Annotated in this window: 21 protein-coding genes; 5 read left to right on the plus strand and 16 right to left on the minus strand. The window is 58.5% G+C overall.

Translation table 11 applies throughout. From position 1 onward, the window contains the following. Nucleotides 1–2: 2 nt before the first annotated feature. From GOX66_RS04770 to GOX66_RS04785, 4 genes are all read right to left on the minus strand, one after another. Nucleotides 3–365, minus strand: a complete 363-nt coding sequence (locus GOX66_RS04770) for a DUF3302 domain-containing protein (RefSeq protein ID WP_170760131.1) — start codon at nt 363–365, stop codon at nt 3–5. 34 nt (nt 366–399) lie between these two features. Continuing rightward, the gene (locus GOX66_RS04775) at nt 400–969 is read right to left on the minus strand and encodes a disulfide bond formation protein B (protein ID WP_170760133.1); all 570 of its coding nucleotides are present in this window, start codon (nt 967–969) and stop codon (nt 400–402) included. Between the two features lie 9 nt (nt 970–978). Next, the gene (locus tag GOX66_RS04780; protein ID WP_170760135.1) at nt 979–1,134 is read right to left on the minus strand and encodes a DUF5993 family protein; all 156 of its coding nucleotides are present in this window, start codon (nt 1,132–1,134) and stop codon (nt 979–981) included. Nucleotides 1,135–1,249: 115 nt separating this feature from the next. Then, nucleotides 1,250–2,011, minus strand: a complete 762-nt coding sequence (locus GOX66_RS04785; RefSeq protein WP_170760137.1) for a DeoR/GlpR family DNA-binding transcription regulator — start codon at nt 2,009–2,011, stop codon at nt 1,250–1,252. Between the two features lie 201 nt (nt 2,012–2,212). On the opposite strand from GOX66_RS04785, the gene glpD reads away from it, so the two are divergent. Further along, a complete protein-coding gene (gene glpD, locus GOX66_RS04790) occupies nt 2,213–3,799 on the plus strand; it encodes a glycerol-3-phosphate dehydrogenase (RefSeq protein WP_170760139.1) in 1,587 nt (528 codons plus the stop codon). A gap of 51 nt (nt 3,800–3,850) precedes the next feature. Here glpD and GOX66_RS04795 read toward each other — a convergent pair whose 3' ends face one another. The 3 genes from GOX66_RS04795 to metG all read right to left on the minus strand — a co-directional run bounded on the left by GOX66_RS04795 (nt 3,851) and on the right by metG (nt 10,165). Beyond that, nucleotides 3,851–6,988, minus strand: a complete 3,138-nt coding sequence (locus GOX66_RS04795; protein ID WP_170760141.1) for an efflux RND transporter permease subunit — start codon at nt 6,986–6,988, stop codon at nt 3,851–3,853. 3 nt (nt 6,989–6,991) lie between these two features. Continuing rightward, a complete protein-coding gene (locus GOX66_RS04800; protein WP_170760143.1) occupies nt 6,992–8,170 on the minus strand; it encodes an efflux RND transporter periplasmic adaptor subunit in 1,179 nt (392 codons plus the stop codon). A 276-nt stretch (nt 8,171–8,446) separates the two neighbouring features. Further along, entirely contained in the window at nt 8,447–10,165 is a 1,719-nt protein-coding gene (gene metG / locus GOX66_RS04805) for a methionine--tRNA ligase (RefSeq protein ID WP_170760145.1), read from the minus strand. A gap of 257 nt (nt 10,166–10,422) precedes the next feature. Here metG and GOX66_RS04810 point away from each other — a divergent pair, with 257 nt between their 5' ends. Then, the gene (locus GOX66_RS04810; RefSeq protein ID WP_170760147.1) at nt 10,423–11,139 is read left to right on the plus strand and encodes an OB-fold-containig protein; all 717 of its coding nucleotides are present in this window, start codon (nt 10,423–10,425) and stop codon (nt 11,137–11,139) included. Between the two features lie 33 nt (nt 11,140–11,172). After that, a complete protein-coding gene (locus GOX66_RS04815) occupies nt 11,173–12,843 on the plus strand; it encodes a flotillin family protein (protein WP_170760149.1) in 1,671 nt (556 codons plus the stop codon). A 33-nt stretch (nt 12,844–12,876) separates the two neighbouring features. On the opposite strand, the gene GOX66_RS04820 is transcribed toward GOX66_RS04815, so the two are convergent. From GOX66_RS04820 to GOX66_RS04860, 9 genes are all read right to left on the minus strand, one after another. Further along, nucleotides 12,877–14,100 (minus strand): MFS transporter, encoded by a 1,224-nt coding sequence (locus GOX66_RS04820; RefSeq protein ID WP_170760151.1) that lies wholly within the window; start codon nt 14,098–14,100, stop codon nt 12,877–12,879. 70 nt (nt 14,101–14,170) lie between these two features. After that, complete coding sequence (locus tag GOX66_RS04825) at nt 14,171–14,767, minus strand: YceI family protein (protein ID WP_170760153.1); 597 nt, start codon at nt 14,765–14,767, stop codon at nt 14,171–14,173. Then, nucleotides 14,764–15,978: an MFS transporter gene (locus GOX66_RS04830; protein WP_170760155.1), complete on the minus strand. Its 1,215-nt coding sequence runs from the start codon at nt 15,976–15,978 to the stop codon at nt 14,764–14,766. Before GOX66_RS04830 ends, GOX66_RS04825 begins: the two co-directional genes overlap by 4 nt. Nucleotides 15,979–16,042: 64 nt before the next feature. Further along, the gene (locus GOX66_RS04835; RefSeq protein WP_170760157.1) at nt 16,043–16,663 is read right to left on the minus strand and encodes an ImuA family protein; all 621 of its coding nucleotides are present in this window, start codon (nt 16,661–16,663) and stop codon (nt 16,043–16,045) included. Nucleotides 16,664–16,722: 59 nt separating this feature from the next. Beyond that, the gene (locus GOX66_RS04840) at nt 16,723–17,304 is read right to left on the minus strand and encodes a retropepsin-like aspartic protease family protein (RefSeq protein WP_170760159.1); all 582 of its coding nucleotides are present in this window, start codon (nt 17,302–17,304) and stop codon (nt 16,723–16,725) included. A gap of 41 nt (nt 17,305–17,345) precedes the next feature. Then, nucleotides 17,346–17,966 carry a MarC family protein gene (locus tag GOX66_RS04845; RefSeq protein WP_170760161.1) on the minus strand — a complete coding sequence of 207 codons (621 nt, stop codon included), beginning with the start codon at nt 17,964–17,966 and terminating at the stop codon, nt 17,346–17,348. Next, nucleotides 17,963–18,355 (minus strand): ACT domain-containing protein, encoded by a 393-nt coding sequence (locus GOX66_RS26135; RefSeq protein WP_170760163.1) that lies wholly within the window; start codon nt 18,353–18,355, stop codon nt 17,963–17,965. The genes GOX66_RS04845 and GOX66_RS26135 overlap by 4 nt, the downstream gene beginning before the upstream one ends. Next, nucleotides 18,352–20,202, minus strand: a complete 1,851-nt coding sequence (locus tag GOX66_RS04855) for an ABC-F family ATP-binding cassette domain-containing protein (protein WP_170760165.1) — start codon at nt 20,200–20,202, stop codon at nt 18,352–18,354. The genes GOX66_RS26135 and GOX66_RS04855 overlap by 4 nt, the downstream gene beginning before the upstream one ends. A gap of 59 nt (nt 20,203–20,261) precedes the next feature. Continuing rightward, complete coding sequence (locus GOX66_RS04860; RefSeq protein ID WP_170760167.1) at nt 20,262–20,537, minus strand: hypothetical protein; 276 nt, start codon at nt 20,535–20,537, stop codon at nt 20,262–20,264. Between the two features lie 242 nt (nt 20,538–20,779). Here GOX66_RS04860 and GOX66_RS04865 point away from each other — a divergent pair, with 242 nt between their 5' ends. Together GOX66_RS04865 and ndk are read left to right on the plus strand one after the other, a co-directional pair. Next, nucleotides 20,780–21,982, plus strand: a complete 1,203-nt coding sequence (locus GOX66_RS04865; RefSeq protein WP_170760169.1) for a multidrug effflux MFS transporter — start codon at nt 20,780–20,782, stop codon at nt 21,980–21,982. Nucleotides 21,983–22,087: 105 nt separating this feature from the next. Continuing rightward, a complete protein-coding gene (ndk, locus tag GOX66_RS04870; RefSeq protein ID WP_170760171.1) occupies nt 22,088–22,510 on the plus strand; it encodes a nucleoside-diphosphate kinase in 423 nt (140 codons plus the stop codon). The last annotated feature ends 35 nt before the right edge of the window (nt 22,511–22,545 follow it).

The raw sequence follows: 22,545 nt of genomic DNA on the forward strand, positions 1-22,545 counted from the left end.
CCTTAGCTTTTCTGCGTCTCGTCGGGATCCATAGGGTCGCGGTATTCCTCGTTCAAAGTGCCGCCCAACCGTTTGATTTCCTTGCGTACTGCGTCCCGTTCTTCATCGGGCATGCGGCGGATATCAACCACTGTTCCATCATGGAACGCCCAAATGAAGGCATGGACCCATGGAACAATGGCCAAAAAACCCATCCATCCCATAATCTTTATTGCTTCGGCATGAGGGTGATTGCGTTTGATAGCGATGCGCCCCGGCAATCCCATGACGAACAGGAACAATCCCATTACCGCGGCCAGCAACAAGATCAGTGCGACGAATGTCAGATAGTCATAGTAGCCGAGTGGCTGCCCCAATAACCCCATGCTCGTGCCTCCTTTTGGGAAGGTTGCCCCATCCTCAGCCGTTGTCACCCAGTTCGTCAATCAATTTGTAGCTGGTGGGCGGGTCGGCGCAAATGCCAGGGCCGCATTCCAGCAAAGTTGAAACAGCGTTTATAGCCGCCAGGCCCAACATGATGAAGAAGGCGGATTTGGCCAGAATACTGCCGCCAAAGCGGGGTTTGGCCTCGGTTTCGCCGGCGTATTGCCGGTCAAATAGCAGCATGAACGCCGTGCCAAGCAAGATCAGAAAAAAGCAGATCGCGGCCCAGGTGTAGTAGTGCAGGCCCAAAACAGGTGAGCCATAGTGGCCCGTGCCCGGGACGATATGTAGAAGAATTTGCCGGACGGCAACGCTGCCGCCGAAAAGCGCAGCGATCAGCATTATCGCATAGTGCTGGGGGCGGGGGCCATAAAGCAGGTTCAGGCCCAGACCAACACCCACGGCAACAAAGCCAACCCTTTGCAGCAGGCACAAAGGGCAGGGTAGTTCAAAGAGTTTCAGTTGATAGATTAGGGCCAGCAACAGAACAAGGCTGACGGCCAGCATTCCAAACGCGTTCAGAGTTCGTGACAATTCTGGTGTCATCCCGGCCCCCTACAACTGGATCGAAAGTTGGCTGGTTGCGTGGAACTTCAGCCAGTACACACTCAACGCCAGAGTGAAAAAGAACAGCACGTTGGCCGCGGTAGTTTTTCTGTAGTAGTTCAGCCCCATAGTGGCTGTAAGCAACGCAAATAAAAGCGCTATCATGGCCCGGTCCTCCCCTCCCGTGCAACGATTGCAATATAAGAGGATAGTGTCAGGCGGCTAAACGTCTGGCAAGAATTTGATTGAGAAACTCTCGTTTAATGCGAATTGCTTACGGTTAATCACACAATGTAACCTGAGTTGTCCACTCGGCACATTTCCGTGTCAGGTCCTTGGGAAGTGAGTGATCGGTGTAGAACGTATCCACTTCCGACAACGAGGCAATGCGCGCCGGAGCGGTGCGTTGGAATTTGGACTGATCGGCCACAAGGCAGGTTCGGCGGGCTTGCGCGATGATTGTCTGGCTGACCCGCACCTCCTGAAAGTCGAAGTCCAGCAGGTCGCCTTCTGCGTCCAAAGCAGAACATCCGATAATCGCGTAGTCGAATTTGAACTGCTCGATTGTCGAGATGGTCAGGTTGCCGATCAATCCCCCGTCCGCGCGGCGCAGAACGCCGCCGGCCACAACGATCTGACAATCGGGGTTTTCGACAAGTATATTGGCGACGTTCATATTATTGGTCACCACCATCAGGTCTTTGTGGCCCAACAACTGACGTGCGACGGCTTCGGTCGAGGTGCCGATGCTCATGAAGACTGATGCCCCGTCAGGAACGCCCTGCGCACATTTCTGAGCGATGCAAGCTTTTGCCTCGGCATTCAGGGCGCGCCGATCCTCATACCCGATATTGGATACACCGGATCGCAGCACCGCACCGCCATGTACGCGGTCCAGCTTACCCGAGTCCGCCAGTTCCGAGAGGTCGCGGCGAATGGTCTGAACGGTAACATCAAATCGCACGGCGAGATCGTCGACCATTACACGGCCTTCCTGTCTGGCGATATTCAGAATGTCTGACTGGCGGAAGGAAAGGGACATTTTTGCTCCTGTATGGGTATATTCGTTTTTGTTCTAATTTCGTGGATTTGCAACAGGTAGTCTAAGTTTCTTGGCTATTTCTTTTTATTTGGCACCTTTCGTGATCGCTAAAATCGAAAAAAAACGAAAATCAACGTTGACGAAACGAGCGTCCATAAGGTTAATGAACTTGCGTTTTCCACAATGGGGAATCATCCGGATATGGAACGGCAGAACGACCAGGTCACCGACCTCTTCATCATAGGCGGTGGGATCAACGGCTGCGGCATTGCACGTGATGCCGCAGGGCGGGGCCTGTCGGTCACATTGGCGGAGATGAATGATCTCGCCTCGGCGACCTCATCGGCTTCGACCAAGCTGTTTCATGGCGGGTTGCGATATCTGGAGTTTTTTGAGTTCCGCCTTGTGCGCGAAGCTCTGATCGAACGGGAAACACTGCTGCGGGCGATGCCGCATATCAGCTGGCCGATGCGGTTTGTACTGCCATATCACGCGGACATGCGGTTTGATTCCGAAACACCTACATCGCGTCTGCTGAGCACATTCATGCCATGGATGCGAGGGCGGCGACCGGCGTGGCTGATAAGGCTTGGCCTGTTCATGTATGACCACCTCGGTGGCCGTAAAATTCTGCCGGGCACTACCTCTTTGAACCTGAAAACGTCGCCCGAAGGGGTGCCCCTGCGAGATAAGTTCGAAACGGCCTATGAATATTCCGACTGCTGGATCGAAGACTCTCGGCTCGTTGTTCTGAATGCGCGCGATGCCGAGGCACGCGGGGCCAGAATCTTAGTCCGGACCGAAGTTCTGTCAGCCGAGCGTGTCGGTGACTTGTGGCATGTGACGATCCGGAACAGGGACAGCAATGAGAGCCGAGTGGTTCAGGCTAAAATGCTGATCAACGCGGGTGGTCCGTGGGTTGGCGATATCATCCAATCAAAGATCCGGGTGAATTCCCGGGAAGGTGTCCGGCTGGTGCGGGGCAGCCATATCGTTACACACAAACTCTTTGACCACGATAAATGCTATTTCTTTCAGGGTGAGGATGGGCGGATCATCTTCGCCATTCCATACGAGCGTGACTATACGCTGATCGGCACGACAGATCAGGATCATGTGAATCCCGACGAACCTCCGGTGTGTACAGAAGCCGAGCAGGATTACCTCTGCGCCTTTGCAACGAAGTATTTCAAGAACCCGGTTACACGTGACGATATAGTCTGGACCTATTCTGGCGTTCGCCCCCTATACGACGACGGGGCCACCAGTGCGACCTCTGCGACGCGGGATTATACGCTGAAGGTGGATACGCAAGGCGGTGCGCCGGTGTTGAATGTCTTTGGAGGCAAGATCACGACCTATCGGCGGCTGGCAGAAAGCGCATTGGAAAAAGTGGCCGAGCATTTCCCTGATCTTCCCGGACCATGGACTGCGGGCGTCGCGCTGCCGGGCGGCGATTTTCCCGTCGATGGCGTGCAGAATCTTGTGGCTGGGTTGGAGGCCGATTTTGCTTTTCTGGACCGCGCCTGGGCCGAACGCCTGGTGCGCGCGTATGGCACCGAGGCTCGCTCTATTCTGGGTGATGCGAAAAATGTTGAGGATTTGGGGGAAGCCTTTGGCGCATCTCTGACTGCACGAGAGCTCGTCTGGCTCATCGACAAGGAATACGCACGCACAGCCGAGGATGTCGTCTGGCGAAGGAACAAGTTGGGTCTGAGGCTGAGTGCCGATCAAGTCGAGCATATTCAGGATTGGATGGATCAGCATTACGCGCAGGCAGCCGCCTGAGCGACCGCTAACAAAAAGCCCCGCCGTTTCTGGCGGGGCTTTGTCTTTGGCTCAGGCCGCTTCTTCCGAAGGTCCGGGATCGTTCTTTGTGCCCTTGATCCATTCCCTCAGCCCCTGCATCACGGCGTAGAGAACGGGCACAAGTATGACACCGATCAGCGTCGCCGCCAGCATTCCGCCAAACACAGCAACACCGATGGCTTTCTGGCTGGCAGCGCCAGCGCCGCTGGCCGCCAGAAGCGGGACAACACCCAGCAGGAACGACAGGGCCGTCATCATCACCGCGCGGAAACGCTGGAACGCGGCCTCGGCGGCGGCGTCCTTGATCGACAAACCGTTGGCGCGCTGCTCCATTGCAAATTCAACGATGAGAATGCCGTTCTTCGACGCCAGACCCACAAGCATGATCATCCCGATCTGCGTATACAGGTTGATGTCACTGCCTACGATCGCCACCGCCGCAACCGCGCCGAACAAGGCGACGATCACCGATAGCAGGATCGATACCGGCATCGTCCAACTCTCGTATTGCCCGACAAGGAACAGGTAACCAAACAAGATTGCCAACCCCAGAATGACAATAACCAAACTGCCCGATGCTAGCTGTTGCTGCGCGGTGCCGGTCCATTCGAAGGCATATCCCGGGGGCAGGGCGGTTGCAGACTCCTCGGTCATGACATTGATCGCGTCGCCGCTGGACAATCCCGGCGCTGGTACCGCTGTCACGGTTGCTGAGCGGAACAGGTTATGACGTTTGAGCAGAACCGGACCCAGCACGTTTTCAACGTCGATCAGCGTGCCCAGAGGTACCATCTCGCCTTCGGTGGACCGTACATACAGGTTCGAGATGTCCTCGACATTGTCACGATAACTCCCGTCGGCCTGGATCATCACGCGATAGACTCGTCCAAACAGGTTGAAGTCGTTGACGTAGTATGAACCCAGCTGCGCCTGCATGGTCTGGAAGATCTCTGCCACGGACACTTGCAGCGTCTTCGCTTTTTCCCTGTCCAGATCGACAAACAGCTGGGGGACATTTGCGCGGAAAGTCGTATAGGCCTGCGCGATTTCAGGGCGCTGGTTCGCAGAATACACAAACGATCCCACGGCTGAGGCCAGATCCTGCGGTGAGCCGCCACCGGTCTGCTGTACCTCCATCTCAACCCCGGCAGACATGCCCAGACCCTGAATTGGTGGTGGGTTAAAGGCCAGGATCGATGCGGCGGATTCACCGTTGGCGATAGCCAGAACCTTGCCCAGAATGGCGTCTGCGCTCAGGTCTTCATCCTTCCGTTCGTCCCAGTTTTCCAGGTTCACAAAGATCGCCGCGCCGTTGGTGGTCGTGCCGTTGAGTATCGAAAACCCGTTGACCAGAACGGTGCTGGCAACCCCTGGAATCTCGCGGATCTGGTCGTCTACACGCCTGGACACTGCCTCGGTCCTCTCCAGAGTTGCAGCGTCCGGCAGCTGGATATCCACGAACAAATAGCCGTTGTCCTCAAGCGGAAGAAAACCGCTGGACGTGTTCGACATGATTGTTCCTGTCCCCATAGCGAGGGCAACAATGACACCTACCGCAACCACGGGAAGGATCAGCATCTTGCGCACGATAGCAACATAGCCGCCGCGCACCGTTCCGATGAATTTCTCGAACACGGCCAGCAGACCCTTAGGCGGGCCGGAGCGTTCCCGCAGCACCAGACCGCACAAGGCAGGCGAAAGGGTCAGCGCGTTAATCGAAGAGATCACCACAGCGGTCGAGATTGTAACCGCAAACTGCGAATAGAGCCTTCCCGAGATACCGGGCATGAACGTGACCGGCACGAACACAGCCAGCAGAACCAGAGTAGTGGCAATAACCGGGCCTGTGATCTGCCCCATCGCCTTTCGGGTCGCCTCGGCGGGGGGCAACCCCTCATCCGCGATGATCCGCTCGACGTTTTCGACTACGACGATGGCGTCGTCCACCACGATCCCGATGGCCAGCACCAAGGCGAACAACGAAATCGTGTTTAGCGACATCCCGAACAGCAGAAGGAAGGCGAACGTGCCAATCAGGGACACCGGGATCGCAACGGCGGGAATGATCGTTGCGCGCCAACTGCCCAAAAAGATGAATACAACGGTGATCACCAGCGTGAAGGTCATGATCAGGGTCGTGACCACGTCATTCAGAGATTGTTCGACAAAGTCGGTGGTATTGAACGGCACCTGATATTCAACATCGGTCGGGAAGGACCGCGATAGGCGCTCCAGCTCGGCCTGAACACGTTCCGATACGGCCAGAGCGTTGGCTCCGGGCGCCTGATAGATGCCGATGACGGTCGCCGGGACGGCCTGGAAATAACCTGATGCCGAATAGAATTGAGCACCCAGTTCCACACGCGCGATATCTTTAACCCGAACAATCGAGCCCGCCTCACCAGTCCGGATAACAATGTTGCCGAACTCTGCAGTCGATGTCAGGCGACCCTTGGTCTTGATGGTGTACTGAAAGGTCTGCCCTTCGGGTACAGGGGGCGACCCGATGGAACCGGCTGAAACCTCGATATTCTGTTCCCGAATGGCGTTGATCACATCGCCCGGAGTGATGGACAGAGCCGCCATCTGATCCGGGTCCATCCAGATCCGCATGGCGTATTCCAGATTGGTCAGAACGTCCGCTTTACCAACACCCTGAACCCGCGCCAGCGCGTCTTTCAGGTTGATCGATGCATAGTTGGACAGGAACACACTGTCATAAGTTCCATTGGGCGAGGTCAGTGTCACCAGCAGCAGCATGTTTGTGGACGCTTTCTGCGTGACCACACCCGAGGACGTTACCTCGGACGGCAGGGACGACATGGCCTGCGCCACGCGGTTCTGCACGTTCACCGAAGCGATATCGGGATCCGTGCCCACTTCGAACGTGACGTTCAGCGAATACGAGCCGTTATCCGACGAGGTGGACGTCATGTAGATCATGTCATCCACGCCGTTCACCTGTGCCTCAATGGGTGCGGCGACAGTATTTTCAACGGTTTCGGCGTTTGCCCCCGTGTATGTCGTGGTAACACTGACCACCGGTGGCGTAATATCCGGGAACTGGGCGACCGGCAGAACCAGATAGCCGATGCCACCCATGATTGTCAGGACAAGCGAAATAACAAGCGCCAGCTTGGGCCGGCTGATGAACAGGGCTGAGAACATCCGTTATTCCCCCGGCTGCTCAGACGCCACGACCGCGTCGACCGCGACACCGGGCCGGACCCTTTGCAGGCCCTCGACGATCACGCTTTCCCCTTCGCGCAGGCCTTCTTTGACGATGATGGCCGACTCAACTGTGTCTCCGGTAGTGATATAGCGCTGTTCGACCATCTGCTTGTCGTTGACGACCAGCACAAATTCACCCCGTTGATCGCGTTGCAGCGCGGCCTGAGGGATCAGGACTTCCAATGTGGGTTCCAGTGCTTCGATATGCACGCTTAGGAAAGCGCCGTCGATGATCAGCCGGTCAGCGTTGTCGAATTCCGCGCGCAGCGTGATGGCGCCGGTCAAGGGATCAATCCGGTTGTCGACAAAGACGATCTTGCCGGTTTCATCCAGTTCCGAGCCATTGGGCAATGTCACGCGGACGACCGGGCTTTGGTCGCTTTCGGCCAGCGTGGACGCGTTCTCACCCACTGATTCCAGAACCGAGGTAAACTGCTTCTCGTTCAACGAGAAATTGACGTAGATCGGCGCCTCGCTGACGATGTTGACCAAAGGCGGGTTGTTCGGTCCGACAACATCGCCAACACTGATCGCAACCCTCCCGATACGGCCGGAAAACGGCGCGTGGATCTGAGTATAACTCAGGTCCAGTTCCGCCTGCTGGATCGCGGCATTGGCGGCTTTGACTTCGGCCTCTGCCACCAGTTCGTTGGCGCGCGCAATGTCGCGTTCGGATTCCGGCGTGGCATCGCGTTTGTAAAGCTCTTCCTTTCGAGCCAGATCAACCTTGGCCAGTTCCAGATTGGCCTCGGCCCGGTCCAGGTCAGCGTTGCGCGCTTCCAGAGTGGCCTGGTACAGGTCGGGCTCGATCGTGAAAAGAAGATCGCCTTCGTTCACCAGCGCGCCGTCTTCGACATTCTGACTGTCAAGAAAGCCGCTGACACGTGCCACGATATCGGCCTTGTCCAGCGCTTCGGCCCGTCCGATGAACGCGGCTTCTTCAGTAATTTCCTGCGTATAAGCCGCCGCGATGGATACTTTAGGAGGCGGCGCCTCGCTTTGATCCTGGGCAGAAGCGGCATGCGCCAGTCCCAAGCAGACCAAAGCGGCCGAAAGCCATAGAAATCTGGCGACAGGGCCGTTTTGACGGAAATCGGAAAACGTCGATACAAGGGACATGGCTATTGCCTCGTTGAAGTAAAATTTTAGACGACCCGAGCCGCTGATTACGGGCCGAGTCGTTGGAACTTTGCTTCAGGATGGCGGGTTTGAACTTATTTCTCAACCTTGTTGACGCGCTGTGGGCGATGTCACGCGCGGAAATTATTCTGACAAGCCGCAGGTTTATCGTTGTTATTCAGAAAATGGCATACAGACTGGCACTGCGTATCCAAATCGAATGCGCGAATAAAAAAGGGGGCGCGTTGCCCCCGTTTTCGTTGATTGCTCCCCGCCTCAATCGCGCGTGCCTGCGAAGCGGGTCTGCCAGTCTTCGCGCTGTTCGTCCGTGACCTTGGCGAACAACACGTCCGGCACCGTAAACGCATGCCCGGCGGGCAGGGCGCTCAGCCCGGCCGCGACATCGTCGGGCCAGCTGGTGTCCAGCGTGTTCATCGCGCTCAGCATCCGGGCTGAGGTTTCCGGGATGAACGGCGCGCTGAGCACCGCATAAAGCCTGATCAAATTCAGCCCCAGACGCACTTGAGCTGCGGCCTGATCCGGGTCTTCTTTAAACATCGACCACGGCGCGGCGGCCTGCAGGTATTCATTGCCCGCAACCCAGATTGCGCGCAATTCCTGCGCAGATTTGCGAACCTCCATCGCTTCCATATGCCCCTCATAGGCGCGGACGCGACGGGTGAGTTCTTCGATAAGGGCATTTTCGCGCTTGCCATAAGCACCGCCCTCAGGCACGGCCTCACCGAATTTCGAACGGCAGAACTTGGTGATGCGGCTGACGAAGTTACCCAGCACGTCGGCCAAATCCTTGTTCACCGACTGCTGAAAGTTCTCCCATGTGAACTCGCTGTCGCTGCTTTCCGGCGCATGGCTCAATAGCCACCAGCGCCAGTAGTCGGCGGGCAGGATCTCCAGCGCCTGATCCATGAACACGCCCCGGCCTTGTGACGTCGAGAACTGGCCGCCGTCATAGTTCAGGTAGTTGAAGGATTTCAGGTGGTCGACCAACTTCCATGGCTCGCCCGAGCCCAGTATGGTCGCCGGGAAGGACAGGGTGTGGAACGGCACGTTATCCTTGCCCATAAACTGCACATAGCGCACGTCATCCGCACCTTTGTCGGTGCGCCACCAGCGTTCCCATTCAGCATCAGCCTTGCCATTGGCGTCCGCCCATTCCTTGGCGCAGGCGATGTATTCGATGGGTGCGTCGAACCAGACATAGAAGACTTTGCCCTCCATTCCGGGCCAGTCCTGATCACCTTTCTTGACCGGCACACCCCAGTCCAGATCACGCGTGATACCACGGTCCTGCAGTCCGTCGCCGTCATGCAGCCACTTTTTGGCGATGGACGTCGTCAGGATCGGCCAGTCGGATTTGCTGTCGATCCACGCGTCCAGTTGATCTTTCATGGCCGACTGACGCAGATACAGGTGCTTGGTTTCGCGCACTTCCAGATCGGTCGAACCGGAAATGGCCGAGCGCGGCTCGATCAGGTCGGTCGGGTCCAGTTGTTTTGTGCAGTTCTCGCACTGGTCGCCACGCGCACGCTCATATCCGCAATTGGGGCAGGTGCCCTCGATATAGCGGTCGGGCAGAAAGCGGCCATCGGCATTAGAATAGACCTGCTTTTCGGTGACTTCACGGATCAGACCGGCGTCATCCAATTTGCCCGCGAAATGCTGGGTCAGCTTTTTGTTCTGATCGCTTGACGAGCGGCCGAAATGATCGAAGCTGAGGCCAAAGCGATTAGCGATATTGGCCTGCACTTCGTACATTTCAGCGCAATACTCGGATACCGGTTTGCCTGCTTTGGCCGCTGCCAGCTCGGCCGGAGTTCCGTGTTCATCCGTGGCGCACAGGAACATGACCTCGTTCCCCCGGCCACGCTGGTAGCGTGCGTACAGGTCGGCAGGCAATTGCGAGCCGATCAGGTTGCCGAGGTGTTTGATCCCGTTAATGTAGGGGATCGCCGAGGTAATGAGTATCCGAGCCATTTTACGTATCCGCGTGTCTAACTGCGCGCCCGTCTACCTTAAGTAACCGGCCAGCAAAAGCCCGGGTTTGGCGAGGATGCCATTTAAAGCAACTATCGCGCAGAAAAAGCACTTTGTGGGCGATTGGAGATTGTATCCCCGTCATCAGACACAATACCCGTGGGTTGAAAACCGGAATCACAACCTCTTGAAATTCTGTCATGACTCCCCATCTTAAATGTATACCAACGTATACCAAAAACAGGGGCACCTAATTTATGTTCAACTTTCTGCTCGAGGGCGCATTTGCGCCCTTCACAATGGCACTCGCGCTTCTGTTCGGCCTTTTGGCGCTGGAACTGATCGCGCTGGCATTGGGTGGCAGTCTGATGGTGGGCGAGGGCGAAGTTGATCTGGACATTGCCGATGCCCCCGATCTGGACGTTGGTGATTTCGACCTTGATATCGACGCGGACGTTGATCTGGGCGAATTCGAACTGGCCGAGGTTGAGGCGGATGCGCCCGGCGCGTACCCGGCGGGTCCGTTGGCTTGGCTTGGGATCGGCAAGGTGCCCTTCATGATCTGGTTGGCGGTGCTGTTGGCCGGGTTCGGCCTTAGCGGTATGGGCCTGCAACTGGCGTTGCGCGATCTGCTAGGATTTGATCTGCCAAGCTGGATGGCCGCAATCCCTGCAGGTGCCTTTGGACTTTGGTTTGCACGTGGCTTTGGTGCTGTATTCGCCCGCCTGCTGCCGAAAACCGAAAGCGAGGCGATGTCTGAACGGATGCTGGCCCGCCGTCGTGGTGTGGTCACTCAGGGCACCGCAACGCGCGGGCGTCCGGCCGAGGTTCGCGTGACAGACCGCTACGGCAACTCGCACTACCTGCGCGCGGAACCGCTGCAGGACAAGGACGCGCTGGAACAAGGCACCGAAGTGCTGGTGCTGCGCGACCGACGGCGCGACCGGTTCGTTCTGGTCGGCTTGTCAGACTAATCAAATTTCTAACCCCAATCTGGAGGATTTTGCATGGAACTTACATTCCTGGCCATTACAGTTGCGACTATACTGGCGGTAGTTTTGTTTATCGGCCTTGTGCTTGGACGTCTCTACCGTCGTGCGACAAGAGAAGTTAGCCTGGTGAAAACAGGTGCGGGCGGTAAAAAGGTTATCATGGATGGTGGTGTCATCATCGTGCCGTTGCTGCATGAGGTGAGCCCCGTCAACATGAAAACCCTGCGCCTTGAGGTGCAGCGCAGCGGAGAGGCTGCATTGATCACCAAGGACCGGATGCGTGTCGATGTGGGCGTCGAATTCTACGTCTCGGTCATGGCTACCGAAGAAGGTATTTCGCGCGCGGCGCAAACCCTTGGCGGTCGCACTTTCGATGTCGAGCAGCTGCGCGAGATGATCGAAGGTAAGCTGATCGACGGTCTGCGTGCCGTGGCCGCTCAGATGACCATGGACGGCTTGCACGAAAACCGCGCTGACTTTGTGCAGGAGGTGCAGAACGCTGTGTCCGAGGACCTGCTGAAGAACGGTCTGTCGCTGGAATCTGTCTCGCTGACCGCGCTGGACCAGACCCCGTTTGAGGCGCTGGACGAGAACAACGCCTTTAACGCCGTGGGTATGCGCAAACTGGCCGAGGTCATTGCGACCTCGAAGAAAGAACGCGCGCAGATTGATGCCGAGGCCGAGGTCGAAGTGCGCCGGGCCGCGATGGAAGCTCAGCGTCAGAAGCTTTTGATCGAAAAGGACGAAGAACAGGCGCGTATTGAACAGACGCAACAGGTCGAAACCCTGCGTGTGGCGCAAGAGGCCGAAATTGCCGCGCGGACCGAGGACTCGGTGCGAGAAACCGAGCGCGCTCGGATCGCCCGTGAGGAAGCCATTCGTGCTGCTGACATTGAGCGTGAGCGTAAGATCCGCGAGGCCGAAATCTCGAAAGAGCGTGAACTGGAAGTGGCCGAGCAGGAGCGTCAGATCATTATCGCGCAGAAATCCGAAGAGGAAAGCCGCGCGCGTGCATCTGCTGACCTGGCCCGTGCCGAGGCGACCAAGGCGACCGAAGCCGTGGCGACTGCCCGTCAGGTGGCAGAGGCCGAGCGCCAGAAGCAGATCGTTCTGATCGAAGCGACTCGTGAAGCTGAACGTCAGGCCACCGCGATTCGTCTGGCCGCGCAGGCTGAAAAGGAGGCTGCAGCCGACCGTGCCGAGGCGCGCCGCGAAGAGGCGCAGGCCGAGGCGGACGCGCTCAACATCCGCGCTGAGGCCAAGAAGAACGACATGCTGGCCGAAGCCGAAGGTAAGCGCGCGATTGTCGAAGCAGATAATGCCCTGTCGGTGGACCAGATTCGCATGAAGGTCGATCTGGCCCGGATCGAGACAATGCCGTCGATCGTCTCGGAAATGGTCAAGCCGGCCGAAAAGATCGACTCGATCAAGATCCATCAGGTTGGTGGTATAGGTGGTGCGAACGGTGGCGGTGCCGCCAATGGCGACAAGCCGGTGGTCAACCAGGCTCTGGACTCGATCATGGGTATGGCGGTGCAAATGCCCGCGCTCAAGAAATTGGGCGAGGAACTGGGCTTGTCCATGGAAAATGGTGTCGGCGGTGTTGTAAATGGCGCTCTGGAGCCGACGGTAGAACCCGTTGAAGAAGTCGAGGTGGTTGAGGAAAAACCGCGGACGGAACATTAATCAGAAAGGGCCGGGTTTTTCCCGGCCCTTTTTCTATCGCCCTTCGCGCGACCGCTTCAGCAACCGGCCAATGGTGAACGAGGTGCGCGGCGCATAGACATAATTGGTCCGTTCCTCGGGCGTAGGGCGCGACCGCATCCGGGCCAGTCCAAACCCGATCAGGAATGCATGGCCAAGCGCGACAAAGGCGAACAGCGCCCCGGGGCCGAACTGCTGGATCAGCGTCGACGACACGTACGGCGAGGCGATCGCACCGAGGGCATACCAAAACATCAGTGCCGCAGATAGCTCGACCCTCTGTTCCGTTGTGGCAAAGTCATTGGCGTGCGCCGATGAGACCGAAAAAATCGGGAAAGTCGTGAAGCCGAAAAGCCACGCCGCCAGCATGACCCCAAGGGTTCCCGTGCCGCTTGCGGCCATGGTTACCCCGCAACTCAGCACTGCGGCAACGGACAACCAGATCAGCACCCATCGCCGGTCATATTTGTCGGCCAGCCATCCCATAGGGTATTGCGCCATCGCCCCGCCCAGGACGAAGGACGCCAGGAAAAAGGCGATCTGGTCCACGCCCAGTCCAACCTCTTGCCCGTACACGGGACCGACCATTCGGAAAGATGCAGAACTCAGCGCGGCGACTATCACACCAGCCACGGCCAGAGGTGAACTGCGCCAGGCCAGTTTGGGACGCAGGCGAGGGGCGTTGGGCGTTTCCGGCTGGCTGGCCCTGGTCAGTGTCAGTGGCAACAGAGCGGCGCAACACAGAATGGCCAGCAGGTTATATGAAATATAAGACGCAGGGGGCAGAACGGCGATGATCAACTGAGCCCCCAATGACGCGCCCATATCGACAATGCGATAGGTGCCCATGGCGCGCCCACGTGTTTCGTTTGTAACCTTGACGTTCAGCCACGCTTCGATCACCGTATAGCTGCCCGCGACACAGGTTCCCGATGCAATTCGCAGTGCAGCCCAGATATAGGGGTTGTCCGTCAGGGTATGCCCGATCAATCCCATCGCGCCCAATGCGGTACACACCGCAAACGCGCGCGAATGGCCGACGTTGCCCATCAGGCGCGGCGCCCACCAACAGCCGACAAAAAAACCGAGGAAATGCGCCGAACCCAGCAGACCGATCTGCTCGGTCGAGAAGTTCAGCGTCAGGCCCGAGATTGCGTCCAGCGGGCCAACGCCACCCGTTGAGAGCTGAAGCAGAATAACGGAAAGAAAAAGGGCGGCAAAAGAAATGATCGTGCGCATGATGGGCCAAGCTTGCCGCAATTCTCTGGTATTGCACACGTTTTATCGACTTTGTGGTGTCGTTTTTCGCCTATCCGACCCGTTTGATTTCTGCCCGGATGTCCAGGCCGACAGTGTCCCGTACCAGATCAGCATAACCTGATGCGCCGAAATCGTGGCGGTTCAGAGCGCCGGTCAGTCGAATGGACAGGTCGTCCAGACTGTCGGCGGCGCTGCCGGGCTTGCGATACAGATCCGCCCGCAGGGTAATCGGGCGCGTGACCCCGCGGACAGTCAAATCACCTGTGATCCTGGCCCCGCGTGAGATCCGCCCGCCATCCCCAAGTTGAACCTTTGTCGAAACAAACAGAATGGTGGGATAGGTGGCCGCGTCCAGAACCTCTCTGCTGAGCATTGGCTGACGCGCAAGGGGCAATTTGGTGCGGGCTTTGGCAACGTTCAGCTCGACCTTCACCCGGCTGTTGGCCAGATTGGCGAGGTCGATCCGGATATCGGCCGACTGGATCGGCATGGTTCCGGATTGAGCAAGTCCTGACAGATCAAAGGTAAAGACGACCGAGGTGCCTTTCGGCTCCAGTCGGTAAGGGGTTAGTGCAGCGTCTGCGGAGCGTGTCAGGGACAGGGTGGCCAGTCCGGCCAAAAGGGTGCGGCGGGTCATGCTGGTCATGCGAGCGCCTCCTGTCCCCTTGGCCGTGATCGTTTCAATAGCATCAACAGGATGGCGATGTTCAGCCCGTTCCAGAGGATGCCGTTGATGAAGGCCAGTTGGTAGTTTCCGGTGACGTCGTAGATCCACCCGGACATCCACCCACCCAGGGCCATGCCCATGACGGTCATCATCATGACGAAACCCACGCGGGCACCCGCTTCTTGCGGGGGCATGTATTCACGCACGACCAGGGCATAGCTGGGTACGATGCCGCCCTGCGCCAGCCCGAACAACAGGCTGATAACGTACAGCGATACCATGCCGTCATAAGGCAGGAACAGGAACAACGCGATGCATTGCAGGACCGAACCAATCAGCAAGGTCATTATCCCTCCCAGCTTGTCGGCCACCAGACCCGAGATCACACGGCTGACGACGCCGCCCAATAGCATCAGTGACAACATCTCGGCTCCGACGGCGGGACCATAGCCCAGGCCGACGCAGTAGGACACGATATGGACCTGCGGCATGGACATGGCCACACAGCAACCGATCCCGGCCAGCCCCAGAATATACTGTAGCGCTCGGGGCGGTATCCCGACGCTGCGCGCATTGATCCGGGCATTGGCGGCGGCGGTGCTGTGCGCCTCGGCCGGGACCTGACGACGCAGCAGCAGGGACAGCGGGATAACGACGGCCAGGGTTATGACTGCCAGAAACAGGTAGACCTGCTGCCAGCCGTCGCGGGCCAGAATTCCGGATAGCAAGGTGGGCCAGATGGCTCCGGACAGGTAGTTCCCGCTGGCCACCAGCGCCACCGCGATTCCGCGCCGCCGCATGAACCAGTGTGAAATGTCTGCAATCAGCGGGCCAAACCCGATCGCTGTACCCAGCCCGAGCAACAGATGCGCCACCGACAAAAGCATGATGTTGGGGGCCAGCGCCGCCAGCAGATAGCTGAGCGCGCTCAGCGCGGCGGCCCCGATCAACGCTTTGGTCACGCCGAGCCGATCCACCATCTGCCCCAGCCACATGTTGCCTAACGCAAAGCCAATCATGGTCAGAACGTAGGGCAATGAGGCTTCTGCCCGCCCTGCGCTGAACTGCGCTTCAACGGCGGGCATTACTACGATTACGGCCCACATGCCGACATTCGCCACCGTGGCAATGGCGAGCGTGATCAGAAGGCGAATCCAGGAGTAGCGACTGTCATGGATCGGGTGGCTCATGCCGAAACGCTAGGGCGCGGTTGTGGTTTTGGCTAGTCACATCTTCCGTGAACGGTTTGAGGTGTCACGCCATGACATCTTCGGCCTCAGTCCGTTTCAGGTTCAACCCGGCGCGCGGTTTGGCCTGGGTGGCCTGCCAACTGACCGGGGGCAGGGCGCGGGCGCGGCGGCGGGTCAGGGTCCAGCGCCTTGTCTCTCCTTGATGGTTCGCAGCCATGTGCCAGCGCGTCTCGATCCCCTGCGCGCCGCCGTCGCCAGGCGTCAGCAGCAGCCCCAGCGGAGCCCGCCCCATCGCGCCGCCCTGTTCGGCGGCCAGATGCATCCGCCGCACCGGAGTCAGCCCCGGCGCGCCGGGCAGGTCGCCGATGATCAGCGGGATGGCCCCACTGCGCAGCGCCTCTTCCATGCACCACAGCAGATCCTCGGCGCGGGTGGGACGGACGAACAGGAACCGGGCGGGATCGGCAAAAGGCATCATGCCGTCGGGATTTAGCTGGCCAGGCTCCCACGCGGGGGAAATCCACAGCACAGGCCCCTGCGCCTGACTGACCAGCCACATGGCAAAGCTGCGCCGGGCAGGGCCACAGGCCTCGTGTACACGGGCCAGTTGCAGGCTGATCTGTGGGTGCAGGGTCAGCCCCGGCGCCTCACGCGCGGGTTTGCGGCCAAGAAGATGAGTAGACATGCCGTCAGACTAGCATGTTCTCACTTTGTTCTCAATTCGGAAATGCGGGCACCGGCCCTTTAGCGCGCCAGGATCAGGCGGCCATCCGTGAACTGGATATTCGAAAAGCGGTGCAGGTAATCCATGCCCAGAAGCGACTGCCACAACTCACCCTCGTTAACCCAGGCAGATACGTTTGTGTCGGTGATCGGCCCCAGCTCCAGACTGTCCAGACGCACAGGGGCGGTCCGGACCTCTCCGTTCGCCGTGGCCGCCCGGCCGAAATAGTTCAGTTGGTCAGGGTCAATGCCGATGCGTTCCGCGTCCTGAGCGCTCAACACAATCTGGCTGGCACCCGTGTCGACCAGAAAGGTGATCGGTTCTCCGTTCACGACAACCGGCAGGTAATAGTGCCCGTCATAGGCGCGGGGCACCTCAATTGTTTCGCCGGTGACGGTCATTTGCGGCGCAGGTCCGACCGTGGTGCGGATGTCTTCCCAAAGGCCGACAACGGCGATAACGCCTACGAAGATGAACACCCAGGCCAGCGCCTGCTGCAGCGTTTTGTTCAGTGTCTGGCGGTTCTGTGAGACGAACCAAAACAACACAGCCGCGCAAAGCACGACCAGATATATCAAACGCCCAATGCTGTCGCCGTCCATACCGTTACCCTAAACAGTTCACCTTAAAGGTATATGGGGATTTATGACGCAAAGCCAAAGGCCTTGAGGCCGTCCAAAATGAACTGAACCGACAGTGCGGCCAACAGCATGCCCAGCAGCCGGGTCAGCACGTTCAGCCCGGTCTTGCCCAGAATGCGTGCCACCGCACCGGAGGTCAGGTACATCACGAAGACCATTGCCAACACGACCAACATGACTCCGATGACCACGGCCAGCCCCTGAAAGCCAGGCTGCTGACCCGCCAGCAGGATCATGGTTGCAATCGAGCCCGGGCCTGCGATCAGAGGGATACCCAGCGGAAACACCGATGGATCCGGGTGCTCCTCTTCTTCGGCACTGTTCTCGCGACGTTTGGTACGGCGTTCAAACAGCATGTCGAGCGCGGTCAGAAACAATAAAACGCCACCCGCGACGCGGAATGCCTCCATCGAGATGCCGACGAACCCCAGAAGTGCCTCGCCAAATGCGGCGAACAAGGCCAATATGCCGCCCGCCGTCAGGCACGCCCGGATCGCGATTGAACGGCGCGTGTGCCAGTCCATGCCTTGGGTCAGTGCCACAAAGATCGGAGTTTGGGCGGGCGGGTCAAGGACCACAAAAAGCGTTGTGAAGGCGGTGATCAGAAATGCTGTATCTATCACGACTTGCGGCTCCATTGCAGGTCTTGCAGAACGCTCAGAGCGTCCTTGGACTGATCTAATGGGACATAGATGTGGTCGTGGTGATAACCTGCGACCATGTTTGCAGGAATTCCCGCCTGCGCCAGAGCGCCAGCGGCTGCGGCGGTCAGGCCCACTCCTTCCGGCGAAGAGTGAACCTGCAGCGTTATGCATCGCATGGCGACTGCGTTTGATGGTGCGCTGCCGATTGGAACGATGAGAGACAACCCCTCTGCCTCGGCACAACTTGCGCGCGTTCCTTCTGGCCAGGGCTTGTTTTCAGGCCAGACGACAAAAGCAAATTCACCGGGCCGCACAATGGGGTGCATACCGGCAATCATGGCGTTGGTGTCCTTGACGGGTGTGGTCACGCTGATTCCGCCCGTTCCAGACGTTCAGCTGCGGCGACCCATAAAACTTCGGCCTTTTGCATCGCTTCGACCACCTCGGAGAATTTCCGGTTCCATGCTTCCAGATCGTTGGTCTTGCCATCTTCATACAACGTCGGGTCCGCCAGCTTGGCCGAGAGTTTCTCGTGCATGTCCGTCAGCTTCTCGATCCGGTCCTCGCATTTGCGCAAATCGGCGCGCAGAGCCAACACCGTATCCCGCGAGGGGCGTTTGGGTTTGGCAGTCTGCGGCTTTACCTTGACCGGTTTGTCACGGGCCAACAACAGGGTGCGATAGGCCTCAAGATCGCCGTCGAAAGGCTTTACTGTACCATCCGAGACCAGCCACAGCCGGTCTGCGACCAGTCCCAACAGATGCATGTCATGGCTGACCAGGATGACCGCGCCGGAATAGGCGGTCAGCGCCTCGACCAGAGCTTCGCGGCTTTCGATGTCCAGATGGTTAGTCGGCTCGTCGAGGATCAGCATGTGCGGGGCGTCGATCGTCGCGATCAGCAGCGACAGGCGTGCTTTCTGGCCACCTGACAGGCGACCGACCAGCGTCTCCGCCTGATCCGCATTCAATCCGAAGCCAGCCAGGCGCGAACGCCATTTACCCGGCGCCTCATCCGGGCGCAGGCGGCGCAAGTGGTCCAGCGGAGTCTCGTCTACATGCAACTCATCCACCTGATGTTGCGCGAAATAGCCGATGCGCAGTTTGTTGCTGCGGGTCATCTTACCCGCCATCAGGGGCAGGCGGTCAGACAACAGCTTGGACAGCGTCGATTTACCCTGACCGTTCTTGCCCAACAATGCGATGCGGTCATCCTGATCGATACGCAGATTCAGGCGGCGCAACACTTCGGTTTCGCCATAGCCCGTGACACCGCCTTCGATCTGGATGATCGGAGGTGACATCGCTTCCGGTTCCGGGAACGAGAACGCGCGTAACGCGGCCTCTTGCGGGGTTGAGACCAATTGAATGCGCTCGATCATCTTTAGCCGCGACTGGGCCTGAACGGCCTTGGACGCCTTATAGCGGAACCTGTCAACGAAGCTCTGCAAATGGGCGATGCGGGCCTTGGCCTTGGCGTTCTCAGATTCCGCCTGCGCAAGTCGCTCGGCCCGGCGTTCAGCGAATTTGTCGTAAGGCACCGCGTAGTAGGTCAGCTTGCGGTCTTCCAGATGCAGGATCGACCCAACTGCGCGGTTCAGCAAACCCCGGTCGTGGCTGATGATGATCACCGTATGCGGATATTTCGCCAGATAGCTTTCCAGCCACAGCGCGCCTTCGAGGTCCAGGTAGTTGGTCGGTTCGTCCAAGAGCAGCAGATCGGGCTGCGAAAACAGAACAGCTGCCAAAGCCACGCGCATCCGCCAGCCGCCTGAGAAATCCGAGCACGGCTTCAGCTGGTCTTCGTCATCGAACCCCAAGCCTTTGAGGATCGAGGCCGCGCGCGCCTCGGCCGACCATGCGTCGATATCGGTCAGACGGGTCTGAATCTCGGCAATGCGGTCGGGGTCGGTGGCGCTGTCTGCTTCGGCCATCAGCGCGCTGCGTTCGGTGTCGGCAGCCAGAACCGTGTTGATCAGAGACACATCGGACGAGGGCACCTCTTGCGCCACGCCGCCAATCCGCGCCCGTTTGGGCAGCGAGATATTTCCCGATTCCAACGCCAATTCGCCCCGGATAAGGCGGAACAGGGTGGTTTTGCCGGTGCCGTTCCGGCCAACCAGGCCAACCTTGTGACCATCAGGAATGGTGGCGCTGGCCTCGTCGAACAGGGGGCGGCCTTCGACGGCGTATGTGATATTCTCGATCCGTAGCATAGGCCGAGCACTGCGGCACGGCCTGACACTTGTCAATGGGTTGATTGACCGACTGCCTGTCAGTTCAGTTCAATGGCCACGTCTTCAAAGGGGTAGGAGGCAAATCCAACCAAAACCTGGTCGCCTTCTTTACTGAATGCAAAGACGTGAACTTCGTCATGGTGCAAAGTGGCACGGCAAAACACACCCGATTGGGGCAGGCTCAGAGGGCAGGTTTCCAAATCGGTGTGGGCAACCGCCGTTTCGAAAAGTTCGTAATTCATCGGCACAGGTTCCTGATCGGCTATGGCAGTTGAGGCAAGGATGCAGGCGATAGTCGCAAGTTTCAGTGTCATCAGAGTGACCTTTTGTTGTTTACACGTTCTGTCCGCGCAATGGGTAGTTGACAGAAAAAGTCAGGAATTAAAATCCATTTTCTCCGACCGCGTCATTCTTTCGCGCTCACCTTGTGACGTTACGCATGAATTATTGGTTGAGAGTCCGACACCAGCAGACGCTGTACCAGGTGTTTAGCATGGGCATGGCGCGGACCATGTGATAGCTCTGCTTCGATTTGCATTTCAAACCGGATTTCTTCATGCGCGCGGCACAATCACCGCCATCTCTGGCCACGCTGGTTTTTTTGACCGCGTTGTCGGTGTTGTCGCTGAACATGTTCCTGCCGTCGCTTGCGCGTATCGGGCAGGATTTGCAGGCTGACTATGGGGTGGTGAACCTGGCGATCGCCGGTTATCTGGCACTGTCCGCCGTGCTGCAACTGATCATGGGGCCGCTGTCGGACAGGTTCGGGCGCAGGTCGGTGATGCTGATCTGCATGGCGATTTTCGTGATCGCATCGGCAGGCTGCGCGATGGCCGAGTCGATCTGGGTGTTTCTTGGGTTCCGAATGCTTCAGGGCGCAGTGATTGCCGGTCAGGTTCTTTCGCGCGCCGCCATTCGTGACATGTACCCGCCGAACGAAGCCGCCAGCAAGTTGGGATACGTGTCGATGGCAATGGCGCTGGCCCCGATGCTGGGGCCGATGCTGGGCGGCGTGCTGGAAATGCTGTTTGGTTGGCGGGCAGGGTTTATCCTTTACGTAGTCTTGGGGGCAGGGTCTCTGGCCTTGGTCTGGGCCGATCTGGGCGAGACGAACACCAACCCCTCGGCCACTTTCGCCGCGCAGATGAGGCAATATCCGCATCTTTTCGGATCGCGCCGGTTCTGGGGTTATTCGGTCTGTGCCGCCTTTTCGATAGGTGGCTTCTACGCCTTCATCACTGGCGCGCCGCTGGTTGCGGCAACCTGGTTTGACCTTAATCCCGCAGCCCTGGGTCTTGGGATCGGCATAATCACCATGGGGTTCATGGCAGGCAGTTTTGTCACCGGCCGGTTGGCGGCGCGGACACAGCTAAGCACGATGATCCTGGCCGGGCGGGTGATCGCTTCGGCCGGCCCGATGATCGGGTTGTTAACCTTTGTAGTCGGCATTGGCACGGTCTGGAGCTTTTTCGGTGCGGCCGTTTTCGTCGGGTTCGGAAACGGGCTGACGGTCGCTAATGCGACCGCAGGCCTGATGTCCGTGCGGCCCCAGCTTTCCGGCAGCGCGGCAGGACTTTCCGGCGCTTTGACGGTGGCGTTGGGGGCGGTTCTGACTTCAGCAACCGGGGTGCTGGTCAATGCGGAAAACGCCCCGTTTCTTGTGTTGGGCATGATGTTCGCCAGCAGCTTCACTGGTCTTCTGGCGGTCCTGTACGTGCGCTGGATCGACCGGCGCGACCCCCTGCCGGACACGATCTGATCCGCAATTCATCATTCCACTTTTCATGAAGCAAATACCATGTTAGGCGGCGCGCGATGGATTTCGGCGCGGGTTCTTCGCGCTATCAATTAAGGAGAGGCCGACATGGCACTGGAACGCACATTCTCGATCATCAAACCCGATGCAACCCGCCGCAACCTGACTGGCAAGATCAACGCCAAGTTTGAAGACGCCGGCCTGCGCATCGTTGCGCAAAAGCGCATCCATATGACCAAGGATCAGGCTGGCAAGTTCTACGAAGTGCACGCCGAGCGCCCGTTCTATGACGAACTGTGCGAATTCATGTCGTCGGCCCCGGTCGTCGTTCAGGTTCTGGAAGGCGAGGGCGCAATTGCCAAGAACCGCGAAGTCATGGGTGCAACCAATCCCGCAGACGCAGCCCCCGGAACCATCCGCGCCGAGTTCGCTGAGTCTGTCGGCGAAAATTCGGTCCACGGTTCGGACGCTCCGGAAACCGCTGCGGTTGAGATTGCTTACTTCTTCTCGGGCATCGAACTGGTCGGCTAATACGTCGTTAGTCGGAACAGATAGGGCCGCATCCG

Source organism: Ruegeria lacuscaerulensis, assembly GCF_013031245.1.
Lineage (GTDB): Bacteria > Pseudomonadota > Alphaproteobacteria > Rhodobacterales > Rhodobacteraceae > Ruegeria > Ruegeria lacuscaerulensis_C.

Coding starts and splice junctions, on each gene's coding strand:
- GOX66_RS04770 (WP_170760131.1), bottom strand. CDS start 365: ATGGGGTTATTGGGGCAGCCACTCGGCTACTATGACTATCTGACATTC.
- GOX66_RS04775 (WP_170760133.1), bottom strand. CDS start 969: ATGACACCAGAATTGTCACGAACTCTGAACGCGTTTGGAATGCTGGCC.
- GOX66_RS04780 (WP_170760135.1), bottom strand. CDS start 1,134: ATGATAGCGCTTTTATTTGCGTTGCTTACAGCCACTATGGGGCTGAAC.
- GOX66_RS04785 (WP_170760137.1), bottom strand. CDS start 2,011: ATGTCCCTTTCCTTCCGCCAGTCAGACATTCTGAATATCGCCAGACAG.
- glpD (WP_170760139.1), top strand. CDS start 2,213: ATGGAACGGCAGAACGACCAGGTCACCGACCTCTTCATCATAGGCGGT.
- GOX66_RS04795 (WP_170760141.1), bottom strand. CDS start 6,988: ATGTTCTCAGCCCTGTTCATCAGCCGGCCCAAGCTGGCGCTTGTTATT.
- GOX66_RS04800 (WP_170760143.1), bottom strand. CDS start 8,170: ATGTCCCTTGTATCGACGTTTTCCGATTTCCGTCAAAACGGCCCTGTC.
- metG (WP_170760145.1), bottom strand. CDS start 10,165: ATGGCTCGGATACTCATTACCTCGGCGATCCCCTACATTAACGGGATC.
- GOX66_RS04810 (WP_170760147.1), top strand. CDS start 10,423: ATGTTCAACTTTCTGCTCGAGGGCGCATTTGCGCCCTTCACAATGGCA.
- GOX66_RS04815 (WP_170760149.1), top strand. CDS start 11,173: ATGGAACTTACATTCCTGGCCATTACAGTTGCGACTATACTGGCGGTA.
- GOX66_RS04820 (WP_170760151.1), bottom strand. CDS start 14,100: ATGCGCACGATCATTTCTTTTGCCGCCCTTTTTCTTTCCGTTATTCTG.
- GOX66_RS04825 (WP_170760153.1), bottom strand. CDS start 14,767: ATGACCAGCATGACCCGCCGCACCCTTTTGGCCGGACTGGCCACCCTG.
- GOX66_RS04830 (WP_170760155.1), bottom strand. CDS start 15,978: ATGAGCCACCCGATCCATGACAGTCGCTACTCCTGGATTCGCCTTCTG.
- GOX66_RS04835 (WP_170760157.1), bottom strand. CDS start 16,663: ATGTCTACTCATCTTCTTGGCCGCAAACCCGCGCGTGAGGCGCCGGGG.
- GOX66_RS04840 (WP_170760159.1), bottom strand. CDS start 17,304: ATGGACGGCGACAGCATTGGGCGTTTGATATATCTGGTCGTGCTTTGC.
- GOX66_RS04855 (WP_170760165.1), bottom strand. CDS start 20,202: ATGCTACGGATCGAGAATATCACATACGCCGTCGAAGGCCGCCCCCTG.
- GOX66_RS04860 (WP_170760167.1), bottom strand. CDS start 20,537: ATGACACTGAAACTTGCGACTATCGCCTGCATCCTTGCCTCAACTGCC.
- GOX66_RS04865 (WP_170760169.1), top strand. CDS start 20,780: ATGCGCGCGGCACAATCACCGCCATCTCTGGCCACGCTGGTTTTTTTG.
- ndk (WP_170760171.1), top strand. CDS start 22,088: ATGGCACTGGAACGCACATTCTCGATCATCAAACCCGATGCAACCCGC.